This is a genomic window from Bifidobacterium choladohabitans, from assembly GCF_016102005.1.
Classification (GTDB): domain Bacteria; phylum Actinomycetota; class Actinomycetes; order Actinomycetales; family Bifidobacteriaceae; genus Bombiscardovia; species Bombiscardovia choladohabitans.
Window position 1 is genome coordinate 456,733 of the sequence record NZ_JACFPL010000001.1, and the last position, 21,048, is coordinate 477,780.

At 61.8% G+C, this 21,048-nt stretch carries 17 protein-coding genes; all 17 read right to left on the minus strand.

The window, feature by feature from the left end:
- The 17 genes from H3S97_RS02030 to H3S97_RS02110 all read right to left on the minus strand — a co-directional run bounded on the left by H3S97_RS02030 (nucleotide 1) and on the right by H3S97_RS02110 (nucleotide 20,964).
- Nucleotides 1-1,590: a variant leucine-rich repeat-containing protein gene (locus tag H3S97_RS02030; RefSeq protein ID WP_288804130.1), complete on the minus strand. Its 1,590-nt coding sequence runs from the start codon at nucleotides 1,588-1,590 to the stop codon at nucleotides 1-3.
- Between the two features lie 259 nt (nucleotides 1,591-1,849).
- Complete coding sequence (locus tag H3S97_RS02035; RefSeq protein WP_198219462.1) at nucleotides 1,850-3,385, minus strand: glycoside hydrolase family 30 protein; 1,536 nt, start codon at nucleotides 3,383-3,385, stop codon at nucleotides 1,850-1,852.
- 52 nt (nucleotides 3,386-3,437) lie between these two features.
- Complete coding sequence (locus H3S97_RS02040; protein WP_232356208.1) at nucleotides 3,438-5,009, minus strand: glycoside hydrolase family 30 protein; 1,572 nt, start codon at nucleotides 5,007-5,009, stop codon at nucleotides 3,438-3,440.
- Between the two features lie 297 nt (nucleotides 5,010-5,306).
- Nucleotides 5,307-5,687 carry a 50S ribosomal protein L7/L12 gene (gene rplL / locus H3S97_RS02045; protein WP_045924837.1) on the minus strand — a complete coding sequence of 127 codons (381 nt, stop codon included), beginning with the start codon at nucleotides 5,685-5,687 and terminating at the stop codon, nucleotides 5,307-5,309.
- A 103-nt stretch (nucleotides 5,688-5,790) separates the two neighbouring features.
- Nucleotides 5,791-6,312 carry a 50S ribosomal protein L10 gene (gene rplJ, locus H3S97_RS02050; RefSeq protein WP_015022404.1) on the minus strand — a complete coding sequence of 174 codons (522 nt, stop codon included), beginning with the start codon at nucleotides 6,310-6,312 and terminating at the stop codon, nucleotides 5,791-5,793.
- Between the two features lie 377 nt (nucleotides 6,313-6,689).
- Nucleotides 6,690-7,424: a 5'-methylthioadenosine/S-adenosylhomocysteine nucleosidase gene (gene mtnN, locus H3S97_RS02055; protein ID WP_198219463.1), complete on the minus strand. Its 735-nt coding sequence runs from the start codon at nucleotides 7,422-7,424 to the stop codon at nucleotides 6,690-6,692.
- Between the two features lie 65 nt (nucleotides 7,425-7,489).
- Nucleotides 7,490-8,710: a 3-deoxy-7-phosphoheptulonate synthase gene (locus H3S97_RS02060; protein ID WP_198177289.1), complete on the minus strand. Its 1,221-nt coding sequence runs from the start codon at nucleotides 8,708-8,710 to the stop codon at nucleotides 7,490-7,492.
- Nucleotides 8,707-9,852 carry a 3-deoxy-7-phosphoheptulonate synthase gene (locus H3S97_RS02065; RefSeq protein WP_198177288.1) on the minus strand — a complete coding sequence of 382 codons (1,146 nt, stop codon included), beginning with the start codon at nucleotides 9,850-9,852 and terminating at the stop codon, nucleotides 8,707-8,709. Before H3S97_RS02065 ends, H3S97_RS02060 begins: the two co-directional genes overlap by 4 nt.
- Before the next feature lie 133 nt (nucleotides 9,853-9,985).
- Complete coding sequence (locus tag H3S97_RS02070; RefSeq protein ID WP_198219464.1) at nucleotides 9,986-11,350, minus strand: C1 family peptidase; 1,365 nt, start codon at nucleotides 11,348-11,350, stop codon at nucleotides 9,986-9,988.
- 113 nt (nucleotides 11,351-11,463) lie between these two features.
- Entirely contained in the window at nucleotides 11,464-12,480 is a 1,017-nt protein-coding gene (locus H3S97_RS02075; protein WP_198177286.1) for a CPBP family intramembrane glutamic endopeptidase, read from the minus strand.
- Between the two features lie 191 nt (nucleotides 12,481-12,671).
- Complete coding sequence (locus tag H3S97_RS02080; protein WP_198177285.1) at nucleotides 12,672-14,396, minus strand: cell division protein; 1,725 nt, start codon at nucleotides 14,394-14,396, stop codon at nucleotides 12,672-12,674.
- Nucleotides 14,397-14,540: 144 nt separating this feature from the next.
- Nucleotides 14,541-15,260: a pyroglutamyl-peptidase I gene (locus H3S97_RS02085; protein ID WP_198219465.1), complete on the minus strand. Its 720-nt coding sequence runs from the start codon at nucleotides 15,258-15,260 to the stop codon at nucleotides 14,541-14,543.
- A gap of 22 nt (nucleotides 15,261-15,282) precedes the next feature.
- Nucleotides 15,283-16,074, minus strand: a complete 792-nt coding sequence (locus H3S97_RS02090; protein WP_198177283.1) for an IspD/TarI family cytidylyltransferase — start codon at nucleotides 16,072-16,074, stop codon at nucleotides 15,283-15,285.
- 119 nt (nucleotides 16,075-16,193) lie between these two features.
- Nucleotides 16,194-17,174 (minus strand): polyphenol oxidase family protein, encoded by a 981-nt coding sequence (locus H3S97_RS02095; RefSeq protein WP_198219466.1) that lies wholly within the window; start codon nucleotides 17,172-17,174, stop codon nucleotides 16,194-16,196.
- Entirely contained in the window at nucleotides 17,171-18,052 is an 882-nt protein-coding gene (locus H3S97_RS02100) for an aldo/keto reductase (RefSeq protein ID WP_198219467.1), read from the minus strand. The genes H3S97_RS02095 and H3S97_RS02100 overlap by 4 nt, the downstream gene beginning before the upstream one ends.
- Before the next feature lie 78 nt (nucleotides 18,053-18,130).
- Nucleotides 18,131-20,383 carry a DUF2207 family protein gene (locus tag H3S97_RS02105; protein ID WP_198219468.1) on the minus strand — a complete coding sequence of 751 codons (2,253 nt, stop codon included), beginning with the start codon at nucleotides 20,381-20,383 and terminating at the stop codon, nucleotides 18,131-18,133.
- Entirely contained in the window at nucleotides 20,380-20,964 is a 585-nt protein-coding gene (locus tag H3S97_RS02110; protein ID WP_198219469.1) for a LemA family protein, read from the minus strand. The genes H3S97_RS02105 and H3S97_RS02110 overlap by 4 nt, the downstream gene beginning before the upstream one ends.
- Between the last annotated feature and the right edge of the window lie 84 nt (nucleotides 20,965-21,048).

A 21,048-nucleotide genomic window follows, 5' to 3' on the forward strand; every position in this document is an offset into this window, starting at 1 on the left:
TCACTTCCGCACGGCGTTCAGATATTCGTGATACCCGTCATTGTTGCGCAGGGCCGCGTCGATGTCCTGGTCGCCCTGAGCCTCCAACCAGGCGTACAGATCATCATAGAGGGCAGGGTTCATCGCCAGGAAAGGCAGCAGCTGCCGATGCTTGGCCATGGCGAACTGCAGGGCGAAGTCCCCGGTACGCTTGGCATCATCGGAGCTCATCCCGTCCACCACGATGGCCTCCTGGCCACGGTCATAGTCCCCCTTGGAGACCCGCTCGAAGACGGATCCGGGCTCGAAGGCCGGCTGATAACGTTGGTCATCATCCTGCTTATCCGCTGGCTTGGGACGCCGGGCCTGATCTGATTCCTTCTTGGACAGGCGGGCTAGCTCCACGGCTCCCAGAGGGGTGAACCCCTGGGCCGAGTCCGGTTCGCCCCTCCGGCCTTGCCGTGACTGGCCGTCTGCATGGCCGCTGCGGCCGGAAACCGCACGATCGTCACGATGACCACGATTGTCACGGACGTCATGGGCATCGTCGGCATCCTGGTTGTAGTGATTCTGATCAGGAGCGGATTCGGGGGAACGTGATCGGCGAGCATCAGCGAAAAGGTCACGGTCGACAGGCCGGCTGTCCTCCTCCTGGGTGCCGACCAGAGGCAGGCCCTGCTCGGATTCATGCTCCTGCCATGGCAGAGGCCGACGAGCTTCGCCACGAGCGCCCTGGGCCTGGAAGTCACCTGCACGCCGGTCACCCTGGCGGTCTTCGAATGCCCTGTCATCCGGCTGGTCGGCATAGACCCTGCGACGGTCCGATCCCTGACCATCCGCTGAGCCTGCATCGACCGGCCCCCTGTCAGCCTGGCCATGCTCGATTGGATCAGAATCGTCAGAATGCCGCGCTTGCGAGCCCCGCGAATCCGCGGGCTGCGACGGATTATCCCGCGAGTCGCGAGCGACTGGGACAGACCCGGGACGATCCTGAGAAGCGCCGGCGGCCTCTTGAGAAGAATCGGCTGTCTTGGCGGCACCCAGGGCCATATCGTGAAGGGCAGTGACCCTGTTGCGGACCCCGTCGGCCTTGAAGATGCCAGTGGGCTCGCCGGCGCGCATGTCCAGAATGTCGTCGACGGACATCTCAGCTGCATCAGGCTCCACCATGCCCCGGGGCTGCGTGGAGTATGAGAAGAGGTCGGGCACGCGGGTCGAAGGATCGGTCTTATCTTCTTCAGGATTGCTGATCCGCACGAAGTCGACGGGGACATCACCGAATTGGAAACGAGCCGAACTGCTGGACAGGGGGAAGTCGGCATCCACAGGCAACCTGACCAGGGATCCGTCGGACTGGATCAGATAGGACCCGTTGGTGGAACCCATGTCGCGCAGGGTTGCCAGACCGTCCTGGTCGACGGCGAAAATGGCATGTCGCTTGGACATGGATTTTGTCTGATCGGGCACCTCCAGACGACGCCGACCGTCATCGGCCAGCGGACGCAGGGGCTTGCGGCCGATCTCGACGGTCTCGCCAGGCTTGAGCCGGGTCTCTTCCGCCCCATTGAACTTGATTATCCACACCTGCCCCGGTCGCCGATCGTCACTCACGTTTTCGACCTCCCAAATCTGCAGCCGCCTTCACTCGGTACTATCGCCTATTCTGTCATGAAACCCAGAGATAGGATTGATTGCGTGCCGAATTAACCGATAAAGGACACATGAAAGACTGGCAGGCATGCCGGTGCTGCGAACCCTCCCCTCAGGCAAGGCTTTGGCAACGAAGCGATTGACTCGATCAACAAGAAACGGCGGCCGCCCTTGATCTGGACACAACCATCAGAGTCAAGCAACGGCCGCCGTCATCGGATCAGTCCTGGCCGTCCTCTCCCTCGTCGTGGTCGTCGTCTGGGTGCGGAGTCATATGGACGACGAATTGGTCATCCTCTGGCACCGTGCTGCGGTTGAGACGATCGGAGTCTGACATGTGGCAGGAAACAGTCCCGAAAGCCGGCACGCTTACCAGTCGCCAGTTGGCGCCCCAGCCATTGACGGTCAGGGCCGCCTGGTGAGGTTCTCCGGTCGGATTGTAGAGGATGACGCTGAGCTCACCATCGTCGCGAACGAAGGCGACCGATCCCAGCCCGCCGGTCCGGCCGTCGCGGGTATGGCTGGTGGAGGCCACCCTGCGAGCGCCGACCGGCACATCCTGTCCGAAATTACGGAGCATGAAATATTCCAGGTTGCGCTTGACACCGCCGGTTCGGGAATCGACGGTGATGACCCCGCGCCGGCCCATGGTTCGCGCCCAACTGGGCAGACCCTGCTCATCCAGGGCCAGATTCCACAGGTCGATCATGCCCACGCCTTGGCGAACCAGTCCGATGCCGATCTCCCCGAACATGACATGGCTGGCCTCGTCCACCCGTTCGTCCAGCATGCAGCGCCGCTCACTCATGACCGAGCGCCATCCGGGGAACTGCCTGGTGGCGTTCACGACCCACTTGGGCAGGCCGGAGTATGTGTGCATGGCAGTCCCGGCGAAGCTCAGGGCCTCCACAGGGGTCATATAGTCGCTGACCGGGCGGCTGAAGAACCTCAATCCGTCATCCCCGAAGAAGATCTCCACTTCGGGGAAGCTACGGTCCAGCGCCGGACGCAGGTAGTCCACGCCCCAGCGCACCAGCTGTTCAGGTGTCCAGATCGTCATGGGCCAGGGCGGATTGTTGGAAGGCTCGTTCTGCATGGTCACTGCCGAGATGGGAATCCCCAGCTTCTGGTAGGCCTCGATGAACCGCACGAAATAGCGGGCATAGGCGGCATCGACCGTGTCACGTGGACGGTAGCCATTGCCGCAGTATTGCCCCAGCCTCAGACGTCCAGCCCCGTCCAGCCGACCACTGTCCTTCATCCAGGCGGGTGCGCTCCAGGGCGAAGCCAGAATCCGCACGCCCGGGTTGATGGCCATGATCTCCTGAAGGACGGGGACCACATACTTCATGTCTTTGGTGGCCTCGGGCGAGCCCGGCTCCCCCTGCCCAACGGAGAAGTAGGTCATGCCCGAATCCGACATCACCCCCTCGGGCAGGTCATCATAGGAGTAGTAGCGCTGGCTGGAGAAGTCGCAGGACCCCATGGAGATCCTCAAGGTGGACAGGCCCGCCTGAGCCGGGTCGAAGAGCTCGGTCAGAATCCGATGGCGTTGGTCGGCATCCATGGCCGTCATGAACAGGTAGGCACTGGAGTCCGTCAGAGCAGCGCCGGCCCCCTCCCAGTACTGATAGCGTCTGGTTGGATCGATGACGATGGGGACGGCTGCGCCGGGCCCAGTTGTCGTCTCCGGGGTCGCTATAGGTTCTCGCCGCTGGGACAGGTCCCCTGCGGTTGCGGTCCAGATCTCCTCCATAATCGTATTTCTCCTTCCGCCGGGCTCTTTCCCAGTTTGCAGAATCCGAGCCTCAGTCCTGTCCGGGAGCCTTGTCATCCACGGTGTACTCAGGCAATTGCAGAGCGAAGTCCTCATCCTCGGGTACGGCCGAATCATTGATCCGCTCGCCCGTCGTCGCGTGCATGGTCACGGTCCCCCAGGCGGGTACGGTCACGCTCTGCCAACGGTCCCCCCAGCCGTTGACTGTGACAGCCGCCCTGACAGGCTGGCCCGTGGGGTTGTAGATATGGGCGGCGATGGATCCGTCCGGCGCCAGGAAGGCCACGGAGCCCAGCGAGCCGCTCCAGCCGTCCGGAGTGTAGTTGCTGGAGTCGATCACTACCGAACCGGGCTCCACGTCCTGGCCGAAGCTGCGGAGCATGAAATACTCCAGGTTCCTGCGGACCTTGCCGCTGCCATGATCGATGGTGACCACCCCGCGTCTGCCGTCGGCACCGATCTGGTTGGGCAGCCCCCGCTCGTCCAGGGCCATGTTCCACAGGGTGATAAAGGAAGAGCCATGGCGGACCAGCCAGTTGCCAATGACACCGGACATGATGTGAGCAGCATCCTCGGGGGTCTGGTTCAGCATGCAGCGACGTTCGGTCATGCCGTAGATCCACTGTGGATAGACCCGGTTGGCATAGTCCAGTTGCGGATAGTCGTTGTCATAGGTGTGCAAGGTCAGGCCGTCGATGGAACGGGCCTGCTCGGCGGTGACATCCTTGTCGACCGGTCCGGTCAGGCAGTGCGCCGAGTCATCGTTGATGAAGATGCGCACCTGAGGGTGCCGACGGTCCAGCACAGGCCGTAGGAAGCGGTGGGCGAAGTCGGCCTGCTGGGCCAGAGTCCAGGTCATGGCTGGCCATGGGGCGGCGTTTGAGGGTTCGTTTTGCACAGTGACCGCCCATATGGGGATGCCTATGGCTTCCATCTCGTCGATGTAGCGGGCGAAGTAACGGGCATAGACCCCCTCTATGGAATCCTCGAGCGGATCATAGCCGTTGCCGGTCCACTCGCCGAAACGCAGGTGACCGCCCATGCACAGGTGACCGGTGTTCTTCATCCAGGCCGGGGCGCTCCAGGGCGAGGCGATGATTTTCACGGCAGGATTGATGGACAGAATCTCTTGGACTACAGGAATGATGTACTTGTAGTCCTTGGTGGCGTCCGGAGCACCCGGCTCGCCCTCGCCCAGGGAGAACCTGGTCAGATCCTTGTCATGCTCCCCGTAGGGGATGTCGTCGTAGGTGTAGTAGGGCTGGGAGGACGGCTCGCAGGAGCCCAGCGGTATGCGGATGACTGAAAAGCCGCCCTTGTCCGGGTTGAACATGTCGTCCAGAAGAGCATGCCTTTGCTGCGCGGATTGGCTGCCCCAGATCAACGAGGCCGCGGCATCGGTGATTGCGGCTCCGGCACCGATCCAGGGCTGATGGCGCTGGCAGGGATCGATGACGATGGGCATGGCGCCCCTGGGCTTCTCCCCCATTGGAGGGGCCTGCAGGGGCCTGCGTCGATCGGTCAGATCTCCGGAGGTCACGGTCCAGAACTGGTTGGTGAAGGTGATGGTCATGATTGCTCTCTCGTTGTCATATCTGGGCATCGGCGTCACGGTCGATAGGACAGAGCCTTAGCTTAGCTGCGGTTTCAATCATGAAAAAAATGTTGCAATCTATTGCAATCGTTCCAACTATATGGCCATCCCCATGCCTCTGAGTGGCCGAAACTGCGTCCACAGGGGCAGAGGGGAACAAACACATATACTCCGGTGAGAATCGGCTCTGCACGGGGCAGCGCAACCACCCTTGCGCGCAGGTCTGACAAGATATAGGAAAAGCCCCGCGCTGTCGATGACAGCACAGGGCTTTCCAGCATGCAAGGGCTCAGAAAGAGCCGATGACTACTTGAGCTCGACGGTGGCGCCGGCCTCTTCCAGCTGGGCCTTGGCCTTGTCGGCGTCTTCCTTCTTGGCGCCTTCCAGGACGGCCTTGGGGGCACCGTCAACCAGAGCCTTGGCATCGGCCAGGCCCAGGTTGGTGATGGCCTTGACGGCCTTGATGACCTGGATCTTCTTGTCGCCGATGGCGGAGAGGACGACGTCGAACTCGGTCTTCTCCTCCTCAGCGGGAGCAGCAGCACCGGGGGCGGCAGCGGCCACGGCCACAGGGGCGGAGGCCTCGACGTCGAACTCGTCCTCGAACTTCTTGACGAAGTCGGACAGCTCGACCAGAGTCATTTCCTTGAACGCGTCGATGAGCTCGTCAGCGGAGAGCTTGGCCATAATGGCTTCCTTTCATTTGTGGCGACCGGCATTGACTGGTAGACCGATCACCGAACATCTTTTCTTGTGTTTGCCGTATGAATCCAGGCCGATGGCCGTGGACTCAGGCGGCCTTTTCCTGCTTCTCGCGCAGGGCGTCGAACGTGCGCACTGCCTTGGTAGGCACAGCGACGAACAGGTTGGCGGCCTTGGACATGGTGCCCTTGAGCGCGCCGGCCATCCGGGAGAGCAGAACATCGCGGGATTCCAGATCCGCGATCTTCTCCATGGCATCCGCGTCAGCAACAGCTCCATCGATGAAGCCGCCCTTGACGATCAGTGCCGGGTTGTCCTTGGCGAAATCACGCAGCGTCTTGGCGGCATTGACGTAATCACCCTTGACGAAGGTGATGGCGCAGGGGCCGGCAAGCATCTCATCGAGACCCTCGATTCCAGCCTCTTTGGCCGCAATCCGGGCTAGCGTGTTCTTCGCCACATTGTAGGAAGTATCGCGGCCTAGCTTGTTTCGCAGATCGGCGACCTGCGGAACACTGAGCCCGCGGTACTCGGTGAGGATGATGGCATCGGCGTCACGGAACTTGTCCGTCAGCCTGGCGACAGCCTCTTCCTTTTCGGGCCTTTTCATGGCGTTCCTTCCTAGACAGACCTCTGGAGGGAGCCGGACGACCGAGCATGACAGGCAAAAAGAAAGCCCTGCCGACAGGCAGAGCGGAAAACAGGTCGTAAGGACCGATCTGAAACTCAACCTGTGCTGGCTCGATCAACCGAACTTAGGAGACCCAAAGGTCCCGACCAACGGTCTTTGGTATGCAAAGGGTAATAATACACAGTTCGGCTGCGGCCGTCAAATCCGCAGACGCCCCGAGCTCTGCATCAGTCAGATCCGAAGACTGCAGGACCGCGGCGGATTCATGGTACACAAACCTTAACGGGCGCGACCAATCAGCTCGCAGGCCCACGGGCGCCAAGCCACACGCCCATGGGCTTCTTATCGATCTAGGCTCAAAGCTCACGCACGATGCCCAGCACCAGCCTGGCGGCCGTGTCGGCATATTCGGAGATGTCAAACTCCCGGAAGACCTCGTAGTCGGTGTCGGCGTTGTCGCTCAGAGCGCGGATGACCAGGGCCGAGACCTTGTTGCGGGCCGCCACATGGCAGACGGCCGCCCCCTCCATCTCGACCGCATCAGCCCCCGTCTGCTCCTTGACCTGGGCGATCTTCTCCGGGCTATCCACAAAGTAGTTGCCTGTGGCAATGGTGCCGACGATGTGCTTGATTCCCATGGCACCCAGAGTCCGGCTTGCCAGATCCAGCAGGTGGGGGTCCGAGTGGAACTCCTCGGTTCCTGGGGCCGACTGGGCCACCAACCGCATGTCCGTGTCCAGATAGCGCAGGGTGCCTCCAAGAACCACGTCGTTGATGTGCAGGTCCTTGTTCAGGTTGCCGGCAATGCCGGAGAAGATGACGGCCCTGGGATGGAAGGCATCAATCAGATACTGCGTGGTGGCGGCGATGTTGACAGTACCCATGCCGCCCACTGTGGCAGCCAGTCGAACCGGGCCCTGCGACCCATCAAGGGTGCCACATATGACTTTCAGTCCAGCATCACTGGCGTGCGGATCCTGATCCGCCTGCTTCAGGCCTTGGCCAATCAGGGCCACTTCCTCGTCCATGGCTCCTATGACGACAACCGGCCGTCGATCTTCACCCTCCAGGGAACCGTCTGTTTCACTCATGCCTGACTCCTTATCCATGATTTCACCCGCGACTGCGGCCCGACCAGCCTACTGCAGGCCGTAAGTCAACGAGCCGTGCTGCGACGACGGTCCACTGCCTGTGCCAGTTCCTCCAGCAGATCCTCAGTGTCGGGCCAGGAGATGCAGCGGTCGGTGATCGAGCACCCGTAGACCAGTTGGTCCAGCGGGGCCGGCTTCTGATTGCCGCCACGTATGAAACTCTCCATCATCAGCCCGGTAAAGCCCTCCTCGCCGTCGCCTATCCGCTGGGCCAACTCATGGACAACCTGGATCTGACGCCGCTCATCCTTGCCGGAATTGCCATGGGAGGCATCGATGAGCAGTCCGTGGGCGGCCGCGCTGTCCTTGGGCATGCGCTGGCGAAGCACGGCAAGGGCCGCCCGCACCGAATCCTGATCGTAGTTGGGGCCGGACTTGGAGCCACGAAGGACCAGATGGCAGTCGGGATTGCCCATGGTCGCTACGGCTGCGGCCTGACCCTCGTGGTCTATTCCAAAGAAGGTGTGGCGCTGAGAGGCCGCATAGCAGGAGTCAATGGCCACATCCACGCTGCCGTCCGTGGCGTTCTTGAAGCCAATGGGCATGGACATGCCGCTGGCCAGCTGCCGATGGACCTGGCTCTCCGTGTTCCGAGCACCGATGGCCCCCCAGCTGACCGCATCAGAAATGTACTGGGGCGATGTGGGCTCAAGGAATTCCGTGGCCGCCGGAAGCCCGGTGTCCAGCACACCCAGCAGGATGCGCCGTGCCAGGACCAGACCCTTCTGAATGTTGTGGCTGCCATCCAGGTCGGGGTCGTTGATCAGCCCCTTCCAGCCGACCGTGGTCCGGGGCTTCTCGAAGTAGACCCGCATGACGATCAGCAGCCGATCCTTCAACCGCTCATTGACGGCCGACAGACGACGGGCATAGTCCAACGCGGCATCGGGGTCATGGATGGAGCATGGGCCCACAATGACCAGCAACCGATCGTCCCGCCCATGCAGACAGTCCACAATCTCCTGCCGGGAGCGGATGACCAGGTCCTTGGCCGGTCCATCCAAGGGGTATCGGGTCAGCATCTGCGCGGGCGAAGGCAGGCGGTCAAGCTCAAAGACCCGCCTGTTGACGATCCTGCCTATGCCTACCTCGTCCTCCCATCTGGGCAGGTTCCCGGTCTGCAAGGGGTTGACGCCGGCCGCCAGCGCCTTGTGCACCAGTTCAACCTCGTAGGCCTTGCTGGGTCGGGGCAGAGGCTCCTGTGGCTCATCCTTCATCCCACTCATGCCTTCTTCCTTTCCCGACGGGCTTGCACGGCATCTGCCAGGATCTGCAGCAGTTCCTCGGTCCTATCCCAGGCAATGCAGGCATCGGTGACGGACCGGCCGAAGACCAGCTGATCCAGTGGAGCCGGTTTCTGGTGACCGCCCTCAAGAAAACTCTCCATCATGATGCCCGACAGACCCTGCTCGCCCTTGGCGAGACGGTCTGCCAGCTCCTCGACCACCCGGGCCTCACGTACGGGGTCCTTGCCGCAGTTGCCATGGGCTGCGTCCACAATCAGACCTTGGCAGGCACCAGGACCCAGCGGCGCCTGATGCATGACCTCCAGGGCGGACCTGACGGATTCCGCATCGTAATTGGGGCCATGACTGGAACCACGCAGAATAATGTGGCAGTCGGGGTTGCCCCTGGTCTCGGCGGCGATGACATGACCGTCCAAGTTGATGGACAGGAAGTGATGCTCGGATGCCGCAGCCAGACAGGAATCGACCGCAGCCTCTACACTGCCCTCGGTCGAGTTCTTGAAGCCCATGGGCATGGACATGCCGCTGGCCAGCTCCCTGTGGACCTGACTCTCCGTGTTCCGAGCGCCGATGGCCCCCCAGCTGACCGCGTCGGAAAGATACTGTGGGGTGATGGGATCCAGCCATTCCGTGGCAGCCGGAATCCCCTGGCCCAGGACCTGCCAGAGCACCTGGCGGGCCAGGCGGATCCCCTTGCGAATGTTGAATGTTCCGTCCAGGTCGGGGTCGTTGATCAGGCCCTTCCAGCCGACCGTGGTCCGGGGCTTCTCGAAGTAGACCCGCATGACAATAAGGAGCCGATCCTTCAACCGCTCATTGACGGCCGACAGACGACGGGCGTACTCCAGAGCAGCCTCCGGGTCGTGGATGGAGCAGGGGCCGGTGATGACCAGCAACCGGTCGTCCCGCCCATGCAGAACATCGCGAATGGCTTGGCGGGAGTCCCGGACCAGTTCCATACGCTTCGAATCCAGGGGCCGCGAGCGCAGAAAGACCCTGGGTGCCGGGATGGGATCCAGCTGACGAATATTGACATCCACTGTCTCGGGAAAGACGGCCGTATCGGCAAAATACTGCCGCCCCTCTTCCGGGATGATATCCGGTTCCTTGACGAATGCCACGGTCGCTCTCCTCTCTGTCGCGCTACGACGATCATGCCCGAATTGCTTATGACCGCCCACATCCGGGCCAATGTGGACGGTCCTTTCCCGCGACCCTTATAGGCCACGGGAGCGAACAGTTAGATAGGTAAGCTCAGGCCAAGGCACCCATGGGGTCCCAGGCGGGCAGCATGATGGCCTCCTGGTCGAAGGCCTGGCGATACTCCTCGGACAGCATGGATTTGGGCACGGCCACCTCGTAGACATACTGGCTGAACCAGTCGTCGCTCATGGTGAAGTAGCCCTTGTTGGCGATATCCCCGCCCCAGGAGTTCTCCACCCGCCAGCGGTTGGTGGTCCGGCCGTCATCGGCCACATCCACGCCCACGAATGCCATGGCATGGTTCTGGGCCGAATCGCCGAAGCGCACCCGCTGCTCCTTGTCCATGTTGAAGTCCACACCGTAGACCCGGCCGTACTCGAACAGGTCGGTGGCCCACTGACCGGCCTTGCGGTCCATCATGGGATGGCAGTCGGCGCCGAACCAGACCGGCAGACCCTGCTCGCTCATCAGACGACGGGCGCAGTCCTTCATGACCTCCACCGGGACGTTCAGGTACTCGGTGGGATTGCCGCCAGCCACGTTGCCCAGGTGCTCGATGCCGATCTTGCGGCCCTTGGGATGCTCGGGGCGCGGATCGTCGACCAGGCAGACATAGTCCTCAAGCCCGGCATTCACGTAGCGCTTCCAGAACTCCTGCGGGGTGATCCGCCCATCACGGTGGAAGACGCCGTCCTTGTCGGTCCACTCCCAGTCGAAGCTGGTGGGCGGAGTGCCCAGGTGAATGGTCAGAATACGGTGACCGGCCTCCAGGGTCCGGTCGATGATCTCGTCGATGCCGTCCGGGTTGGCCACCATGTGAGCCGTGGCCTGGTGAAGCAGACGACGCAGCTGATCGTTCATCTGGCTGGTGTTCTGGGAGGAGGCAGTCTCGGGATAGTACTGCTTGGGCACTGCGCCGTACTTCTTATAGATGTTCATGGCCATGATCCACTGGCCGCCATCGCCCATGACATCGCCCATCAGGAAGCGCATGAGCTGGGAGTCGACGGGCTCGCCGGCACGCACCAGAGCCGCCACGTCGCGCAGGAAGTAGTTGACGCGCTCAAGCTTGTCGTAGTACATGGCGTAGTTCTGGGACAGCTCGAAATCGCCCATCGGGTTGGCGGTGCTTTTGCCGTCAATGTTCAGAGCCTTGCGGGCCACGAATCGGGCTACATTCAGCGAGCTGAAGAGCCAGCAACGGCCGGAGTGCGCCTGCGAGGTGACCGTGCCATTGTCGATGCTGACCGAAAATCGGTGCTGGAGCAGGCGGGAGCGATTATAGTTGTGGGCCACTTCGTCAATGCCTACCTGAGTGACGGCGTTCATGGCGACGTGGTTGGCCTCGCGCTCGTCGAAGGCGGTGCGCAGGCCCTCCAAACGGGTCTGATCCAGTGGTGTCAGTGCTGATGTCATACGGTCTGTCCTTGTTTCCTTTCATGCGGATGTATCTGCATCCCTGCATCCAGCATAGCGGGAATTGGTCATCGAGGGTTCGCCTGGAGGAGGATGTGGACAACTGTACCTTGTCAAGCCAGGGAGAAGCGCTGGGCTGCATTGACCACGGCCAGGACCATCAGGACAGCCAGCCCGAGGGAGATCCAGCCCTTATAGGTTCCGTGGCGTGAACGATTGGCGCGCAGGTAGTCTGCCAGCTGTCCCCGAATCAGCCAGAGGACGACCAGTCCGCCAACCAGGCCCAGAAGGGTCATACCCTGGTTGATCATCGTGCCGGTGCGGGCCGGCACCGTCTGGGTCAGCCACATCATGGCGTCAGCAAGGATCAGGTTGTTGAAGATATGCAGAGCCATGGACCAGAGGATGGAGTATTCCATGGCGATGAAACCCAGGATCAGACCCAGCAGGAAGGTGAACACGCTCTGGGTGATGTCTCCGTGCAGGCAGGCGAAGATAAAGGAGGAGGTGACGATGGCGAAGGTCCGACCGTAGGGTCTGAGCCTGCCCATGACCACGCCGCGTAGCAGGAACTCCTCGACGACGGGGACCAGGATGGCCGTGTCCAGGGGCGACAGGAACCCATGCTGGCCCGCCGCGATCTGGGAAGTTGTTGAATGGTAGACCAGCCCCAGGGCCTGGGATCCCTGGTTGACCACCCAGGTGAAGCCCGTCTCGATGCTGCTGGCCAGCATGATCAGCAGGATGGCCCCGATCAGCACGGCCGGGCCGGGATTGGTCTGAGCCTTGTACCCTACAGGGTTGGAGCCACGGCCGAGCAGGTCCTGGCCACGGGTGCCGAAGAGGAAGACCAACATGACCAGATCGCCCAGCAGATCGGCCAGCCCTGGCTGACGGGCAATTCCCAGGGCTGCGGCCACCGAGGGCAGATTCAGAACTCCCGCAATCAGGTTGGCCACCACCAGATACACCAGAGCATAGAGGGATTGCAGATCCACCCCACGACGAACCTGGGCGATCCATGAGCGTGCGGGTCCTGGAGATGCGCCCGATCCTCCCCGTCTTCCCGCATCCGCCTCGGTCGAATCCGTGACGGACGAATCTGATGATGACTGATTTGGCTGCTGCATGATGCTCTCCCAACCCCGTGACCCTTGCCTGCACCTCTTCACCATCGACTCTAGGCCAGAGCAAGGGTTGGAATCGAGATTGACGCCCGCGCCCGTTTCGACATGCGGCCAGGCAACTTCCAGGCAAAACAGAGGCCGGGTCGCAGACCATGCCTGCAACCCGGCCCTGTTGAATTACCGATGTTCCCTAATCAGTCCCGATCTGTTGGGTGCACGTCATCGTTGATGGGCGGAATGACCGTAGTCTCCTGGTCGGTGACCGCCTTCTCCACCTGTCCATCCTTGGCCTGGACCGGCGCATCATCGGCCTGGCCAGATGCACCGGGCAGGACGCTCGGGGCCGGGGAGGGCAGAACCTGAGTGGGCATATTGGCCGAGGAACGGACAGTCACGGCCGCGTTGGCCTTATCCTCTGAATTGCTGGTGGAATCAGTTGCCGCGTCATCAGCTGTCAGGTCATCGGCCGGCTGGCCCACTGCGACCTGATCGATCGAAGTCCGAGTGGCTTCCTCCTGGGTGTCGGTGACGGGCTGGCCGACACCTTCATCCTCGCTTTCGGCATTTGGGGCTGGAGCCGGCAACGGATCCGCGGCAGGTACAGCGTTGACCACGGGTACGCTGGGCGCCTGCCCCTCGTCCTGGTCACTGACCACAGCCTCATCGTGGAAGCCGTCGAAGTTGCCGAAGGACTTGGAGAAGATGTTCCGTAGCTCGTCGACCCGGGAGGTGATGGTGGCTTCACGGTGCTGCAGCTTGGTGATGTGGTCCTTGAGTCCGTCCAGCTCAGCCTGGGCGGCCTTGCGATGGGCCTCGACTTCATCCTGGGCGCGCTGCTTGGCCTCCTCCAGCAGCTGGCTGGCCTTGCGCTCGGACTCCTCACGCTTGAAGGAGGCGAACGAGTCGGCATCCTTGCGGGTGGCCTTGGCCTGTTCAATCAGCTCCTGGGACTCCTTCTCGGTCTTGACCCGCCGTTCCTCAAGGCTCTTGAGCAGCTCGCCCACCTTCTTGGTGGCATCCTCCTGCTGGGCGGCGATGTCGGAGCGGACCTGCTCGGCCTCGGCGTTCACCTTGGCCATGGTCTCGGCACTGGTGACCTTGGACTCGTCCACAATCTGCTGGGCCTCGGACTTGGCCTTGTCGGTGATCTCCGAAGCCTGCCTGCGGGCGTCATTCAGGCTCTTTGAGACCTGTTCGCGCACGTCGGCCAGCTTCTTGTTGGCCTCGGCCAGGGCCTTCTGAATCTGATCGTTGGCATCCTTCTTGAGCTTGGCGATCTCCTCGTCGCTCTTGCGCCGCTTGTCGGCGATCTCCTTGGCGGCCTTGGCCTTCTGCTCGGACAGCTCCTTGTCCTGGGTGGCCTTGCTGGTGGCCAGTCGCTTCTCATGCTCCTCGCGGGAGTTCTGCAGCTCCAGATCGAGGGCCTGGCGACGTTCGGCCACGACCTTGTCGGCTGCTGACTTGCTCTGCTCGCTCTGCTGCTTGGCGGTGGTGGTGACGGTCCTGGCTTCGTCATTGGCGGCTTCGACGATGGATTTGGCCTTGGCATTGGCCTCGTCCACGATGTGCTTGGCTTCAAGCTGGGCCTCGTTGACCAGGGTCGTCGCCTTCTCCTGGGCGGAGGTCTTGGTGGATGCCGCATCCTGCTTGGCGCGGTTGAGCAGCTCAGTGCTGGTCTGCTCGGCCGAGGCCAGCAGCTGCTGGGCGTTGGCCCCAAGGGAGGCGAAGGAGTTGCGCGGCTGTTCGACCTTGCGTGACTTGGCCTCCTGGAGTTCCGCCTCCAGCTTCAGAATGCGATCATCATCAGCCTTGATCTGCTGACGCAACCGGGCCAGATTGCTCCGCGAGGCCGCCAGGGTCTGGTCGACCCGCTCCTTGTCATAGCCTCGCAGGACAACGGGAAACTGATCTTCGGCCATGGAAACACTCCTCTTCGCCACCAGGACATGCCGGCCCGTGACAAGAATGTCTTCGGTCCGGTGGATTTACCTCGACTCTACCCCATGACAGGCCGGAATTCGCCTTCTGACCTGCCGCCGACACATTGGCCTTACATACGGGTCTCAGGCAATAAGAATAGGGCTGGAGGAGGGCCTGCGGTAGTAGCGAATGGTCTCATTGACCACCTCGCGCACAGCCTGTATCTGCTGATCCAGGGGCAGGCCGCACTCCTGACCGCCGCTTTCATTGACCAGGGGAAGGCTGACGAACCCGGCCAGGACATCCTTGTGTCCTGCAGCCCATGCCAGCAGATTGTAGAAGAGTGCGTTGCAGACGTAGGTGCCCGCGTCCGAGCTCAGCGTGGCGGGGATACCGCAGGTGCCGAAGTCGTGCAGGATGGCCCTCAAGGGCAGACGGGTCCAGTAGGCGGCCGGACCCCGGGGGTCGATGGGCTGGCGGCTGTTCTCGCGGGCAGTATCCTGAGGCTCCTGCTCCCCCAAGTTCTCACGGTCGTCTGCGTCATCCTCCTTGAGGTTGACGGCGCAACGCTCCATGGCGATGCCGCGAGCCCGACGCTTGAGCCCTGTGGCAATGATGATATCGGGATGCACCCGCTCTATGGCCTCATGCAGTATGGGCCAGGCCTTGGCGAAGCTGACAGGCATGGTGACGGAGGAAATAGCCAGGTCCACGCCCTCCAAGGGGTCCTCCTCGGTGGGGCCGACAGGGCGCATGCCCTCCATGCCATGCTCGGCCAGGGCCAGCGAGACCTGGTAGGAGGGGTTGATGTCAACACCCTGGTAATGGTCGTATCCGGCGACGATGACCTTGATCTGCTCCATGTGCTCCATGGTACACAGGGCTTCACCCCGCCAAGGAGCGCGCTATCCATTCAGCCATGGGCACGTCCGAGGGAAGGGTGATCTTCATGTTGGTCACACTGCCGGTCACGATGGCCACCGGCTCCTCGGGCAGGTGGTCCACCACGACCCGGGTGTCATCGGTGGGGTGGAAGTCGGGATCCGCGGCGGCCAGGTCGTAGGCCTTGCGGAGGGTGCTGAAACGGAAGGCCTGTGGGGTCTGAGCCCTGAACATGTTGTCGCGGTCGGGCACCTGGCGCACCACCTTGCGTTCGCCCAGGTCGCCGGCCATCAGCATGGTGTCGGTCGAGGCCACGGCCACGGTTGCGGCGTTGAAGGTATCCAATGCATCGATGCAGCCATTGATGGACTCCTGGCTGACGAAGGGACGCACAGCATCGTGGATGAGCAGCTTGGCATCCCGGGGGATCTCCGCATCAGCCAGGGTCTGCAGGGCCGCTTCGGTGCTGTCCGTGCGCTCGATGCCGCCCTGGATGACCGTGCGGACCTTGTCGTAGGCATCATCTGCCACAATGGCCTCGACAGCCTCCCGCACCCGATCGTTGACCACGACCAGGATGTCGGTGACCCGGTCATTGAGCTGGAAGGCGTCAATTGACCAGGTAATGATGGGTTTGCCGCCCACCTGCACCAGCTGCTTGGGGTTGTTCTCGTCGAATCGAACGCCCAGCCCGGCCGCCAGAATCACCGCCACAACTGGCTGAATCTGCTCCTCTGACTCTACGTCATCCTGACTGACCTCGGACGGGGCTGCCGATGCTCTGCTCTCACTCATAGATTCAACGGTACTCATACGCAAACAGAGAAAGGTGCAGACCCGGCGCTATCTGCACCGAACATCTGCACCCGAGGCCTGTTCCGGCTGCTGGGAGCAGGATCAATCAATCTACAAGGTCAGTCGTCTGCCAGGATAAGGGCCAGCATGCGGCCTTCCCCCGTCTTGCTGGCCAGCGCGGCCCGGCGGTGGGAGTACCAGAGCGGATTCTCCAGGGTGCACAAGGGCCGACGCAACTCCTCGAGACGCTTGGACAGGTCGGGACCCTCACCGTCCTGTCTGCACAGCTCTGCCAGGTCCGGGTCCTGACGCAGATATCTGGTGGCGGCACCGACCCGGGGGGCGGAGTCTACGATCTTGGTCACTCCTGCCGCCTCCAGTTCCATCCTGGCTGCAGCGGCGATGTCAATGGCGATTCCGCCGAACCGGCATGGTCCGGATGCGCCGGGGAAGCGTTTCTCGAAGTCATCGGCCAGGTCCGGGCCCACTTGATAGCAATCCACGCAGATCCGAGGCCCCAGGGTTGCCACAATCCTGGACGGGTCGGCTCCCTTGTCGGCCATGGCCTGGACTGTGGCCGGAATGACTCCGGCAACCAGACCACGACGACCGCAGTGGGCCGCCCCCATCACGCCAGCCTGGGGGTCGGCCAGCAGCACGGGAAGGCAGTCAGCGGCGAAGATGCCCAAGGCCAGGTCGCGACGGGTGGTCACCTGAGCATCGGCTTCGCAGCGCCCCTGGGGCTGACCCTGGTCGGCATCCCAGACCTGGGCTGAGTGAACCTGGTCCACCAGGACCACAGGACGGTTCAGCTGGCGACCCAGAGCCTGACGGTTGGCAGCAACTGCCTGCGGGTCATCGCCTCCCTTGCCGCCCATATTCAGCTGGGCATAATCGCCTGAGGAGACCCCGCCCAGCCTGGTGGTGTAGACCACCTTGATCCCTGGCGCTAAGGCTATGGGAATGGTGACTGGGATCGGCCGGCCCTGATCGTCCAGTGACGGCAGGGAACTGCTGTCCAGTAAGGTCCGTTCCCGATCCCAGGCTTGGCCCTGAGCGCTCTGGGTGCCCTGCTCTCTTGGTTCAGGCTTGGGACTCATGCAGTCGCCGCCCGGTTCAGGCGGTCCATCTCGTCCTCGCTCAGTTCCATGTCGGCCGCCTGCAGGGAGTCCAGAATGGTGGCCGCCCTGTGAGCCCCGGGAACCACAAAGACGTTGCTGTTCTGGGACAGTTCCCAGGCCAGGACCACACGCTGGTGGGAGACGCCGCGCTCCTGGGCCACCTGCCGGAAGGCATCATAACGGGTTTCGTCCTTGGGTGCTCGGAAGCCTCCCAGGGGGCTCCAGCAGACGAAGGCCAGACCCAGTTCGGCCGCATGGTCCAGCTCCTGGCGGGAGCTGGTGAAGGTAGGCGAGAACTGGTTCTGCACGGCCACAAGGTCATCGCCCAGAATCTTGCGAGCCAGGTCCATCCGCTCAATATCTACGTTGGAGACACCCAGGGTCCGGGCCACGCCCTGCTTGGCCAGCTCGGCCATGGCCTCCAGGGACTCCTGGTAGGGCACCTGCGGGTCAGGCCGGTGCATGTAGAGCAGATCGATGGTGTCCACGCCCAGGGCCTGAGCGGACTCCTTGGCGTGTGTGATCAGGCTCTCCGGTCGACCGTCCACAGCCCAGGTTGGCCGACCATCGGTGAAGTTGCGGTAGTGTCCCACCTTGGTGGCCACCAGCACATCCTGACGAGGTCCCTTCCAGGAGTCCAAAGCCTGGCGAACCAGTCGCTCGTTGGTCTGTTCGGGGCCGCCCGATTCGTAGTATGACCAGGCGGTATCCAGATGTCGGCAGCCAGCATCCAGGGCCTGGTGGATGACGTCGATGGCCGTTGTCTGGTCCGGTTTGCCCTCAATGGACAATCCCATGCAGCCCAGTCCGACCGCTGTCGTGGTAAAGGGCCCCAAGGCCCGCATCGCCGATGTCATGAATGCACTCCCGTCTTGTAGATTGATGCCAGCTTCAATGCCGCCGGCTTCCTATCGAGCTTAGCTTGTGGCCCAGTATCAACGACCGCCGAAGGAACCACCACCGGAGCCGCCACCGGAGCCGCCGAAGGAACCACCACCGGAGCCAAACCCACCAATACCACTACCGGAACTGTTGCCGCTGGCCTGGCCGATCAGGCCGCCGATCTGTTCGAGTCCCTGGGTCAACTGAGTACCCAGATCAACCACCCCGCCTTGGCCAAGCATTGAATTTGCAGCCAATGTTTCAGGGCCACTCACGGAGGAAGCCACCGGAACATTCTGGCTGTAAGGCAGGAAGGTACAGTAGAGCAGGCTCCCGCGCGCATTATTATTCAGCCAGTCGAAGTCGGTCAGTTCAGGGCTGGCCTGTGCCAGCTGAGCGACAACCCGGTCACTTATACCGAAGGCCGCAGCGTAAACCAGGTAGCGGTCCCAGAGCACCAGATCCTCCACGCCCCGGTGGCTAAAATCGCTGAAGTCCAGCAGATAGCGCCGAAGCCCTGACACCTGACCAGCCATGAGCTGTCCATTCCTGCTGAGCACTTGCGAACTACCATAACGAATGGAGAATGCTGCAACAGCCACCAGAAGCACGGCCAAGGGCGCACGTACCAGCACGGTGCCCGGCAGGAATCCAGCCAGCAGGATGAAAGCGGCCAAGAGCACGGCCAGGAAGGGCAAGACCTCTATACCATGACGATAGGCACGTAGGTCAGCATTGTTGGTCTCATACTTGACGGCCTTGTCGAAAGCCTCCAGATAGACCTTGCCATGATTAGCTTCGGTGCTGGAGAAGAGAGCAATCATCTCGTACAGGTCGAAACGTTCATCCTTGGAACCCATCAGAGCGGAAGCACCTTCCAGCATGGTCAGGCAGGCTTCCTCGCTTAAGGACAGGGCCAGGGAGGCTCGATCCTGACTGCAGACCGGATTGATGACCACTTCCATGGACTGCAGTTTGCCTTTGTGGAACAGCGAGCGCATCACCTTGGTCACGGCACCTCCGCCTGAATTCGCCCGGTCCTCATACCTGACCGGAATCAGAGCGATGGCCCGCTTGTAGGCCAAGGAGAGAATGGTTGCTGACAATTGCCTGCCAATAGGGGATTCTCGGCTCAGCATCAAATCGTTGATAACGGCGGCCACGGCCGGTGACAGATCAGGAGGCTGACGGTAATAGATAATATCGCCTCGGTACTGGGAGTCCCCATAGGTGCGGAAAGCCTGCCAAAGCATGACCGCAATCAGCGCGATAGCAGCCAAGAGTGCCAAGATGCCCGTCAAGAGTCCAATCCGCGCCCGTCTGGTCTGCTCGGTATGCCAGCGCTCATACTGCTGGCGCTCCTGCTGGACGATACGGTCACGGGCCGGCTGAGAGTCGGTCCTGACCACCGAAGAAGTCCTCCCCGCATCGAAGAGCACCACCAAATCCAGATGCTGACCAGGCTCGATATGATCTGCGGAGAATTGGATACGGCTATCATCGCCCACCTGGTAGGAGCCTCTGCCAGCGAAGTGCAGCCAGGCCTTGGCATCCTTGTCCTTCTCTGTTCCTATCTGCTTGGGAAGCTTGACGTCGGCGCTCATATGCTCAATGGGAATCTGGTTGGTGTCGCCCACGGGCTCCCATTGGAATTCGGCCACATCGGGATGGGCAGTGGTGACCCCGTGGAAGGTCATGTCGATGCGGAAGCGCCGTCCTGAATCCTTGGCAGTCTGTGGAATGTTCCAGCCCAACTCCACCTGGCACTGGTTTCCTTGATTGCCACAGGCGGAACCCTGACCCGTATCGCCCGGATTGTAGGATTCCAGCCCCGAATCCGAGACCGTGCCCATATACCAGGTGCCAGCCATGGTCTTGTCCCAGTCGGGAAATTGATCGAGGTTATCAGGATCCTTCGGTGGGTCGGCCTGCCTATATGTGGAGCCATTAGTCAGGTCAGTCACGCTTATGTCGCTTATACCGGTCAGTCGATCAGGCTTGATCTGATAGCGCTGGTAGAGCTCCCGCCAAGGACGTTCGTCGCCGTTGTCATCCTCGCGGGAATTCATGGTGACGGTCAGGTTCTGACTGATATGCAAATCGCCATTATCAAGGACCTGGACATCGTAATCGACTGAATCATATACCAGGTCGGGCCGATTCCTATTGAAGACCAGCAGGGCAGCAACCAAGCACGTCACCAAGCCTGCCACCAGAGCCAGGACCAGAGCTCGGAAGAAACGGGAGGTACTCCAAGAGGGATGGCCTGAGACTGGTTTCCCAGAGGAGGCCGCTGGGGCGTTCACTGTCCGAAGTCCACTACGGGCGCCTGGCGGCTACCCTCGTCAGCCTGGAAATACTGGGCCTGACGGAAGTGGAAAAGGGATGCGATGATGTTTGAGGGGACCGTCTCGATGCGGGTGTTGAACTTCTGAACCACATCATTGTAGAACTGCCTGGCGTAGGCGATCTTGTCCTCCAGGTCCTTGAGCTGACGCTGCAAGTCCAGGAAGTTCTGGTTGGCCTTGAGCTCAGGGTAGGCCTCCGCCCGAGCCATCAGAGTGACCAGGGATTGGCCCAGCCGCTGCTCGGCATCGGCACGGGCCTGCATCTGATCCCCGCCAGCCGCCTGGACCTGAGCCACGTCGGCGCGGGCTTTGGTCACCTCTTCCAGGACGGTGGACTCGTGTGAGGCGTAGCCCTTGACCGTCTGGACCAGGTTGGGCACCAGGTCGGCACGCTGCTTGAGCTGGACATCAATCTGGGCCCAGCCATTGGCCACCCGGTTGCGCAGATTGACCAGACCGTTGTAGGCCCCGATGCCCCAGATGACCAGCAACACGACCAGCAGGACAATGACGATAAGCACGATCAGTGATACGGACATGTTCCCAATTCTCTCACGGAAGGGTCTACAGACAAAACAGGACCCCGCCCATCGGAACGGGATCCTGTCGGAAAACGCCGAATC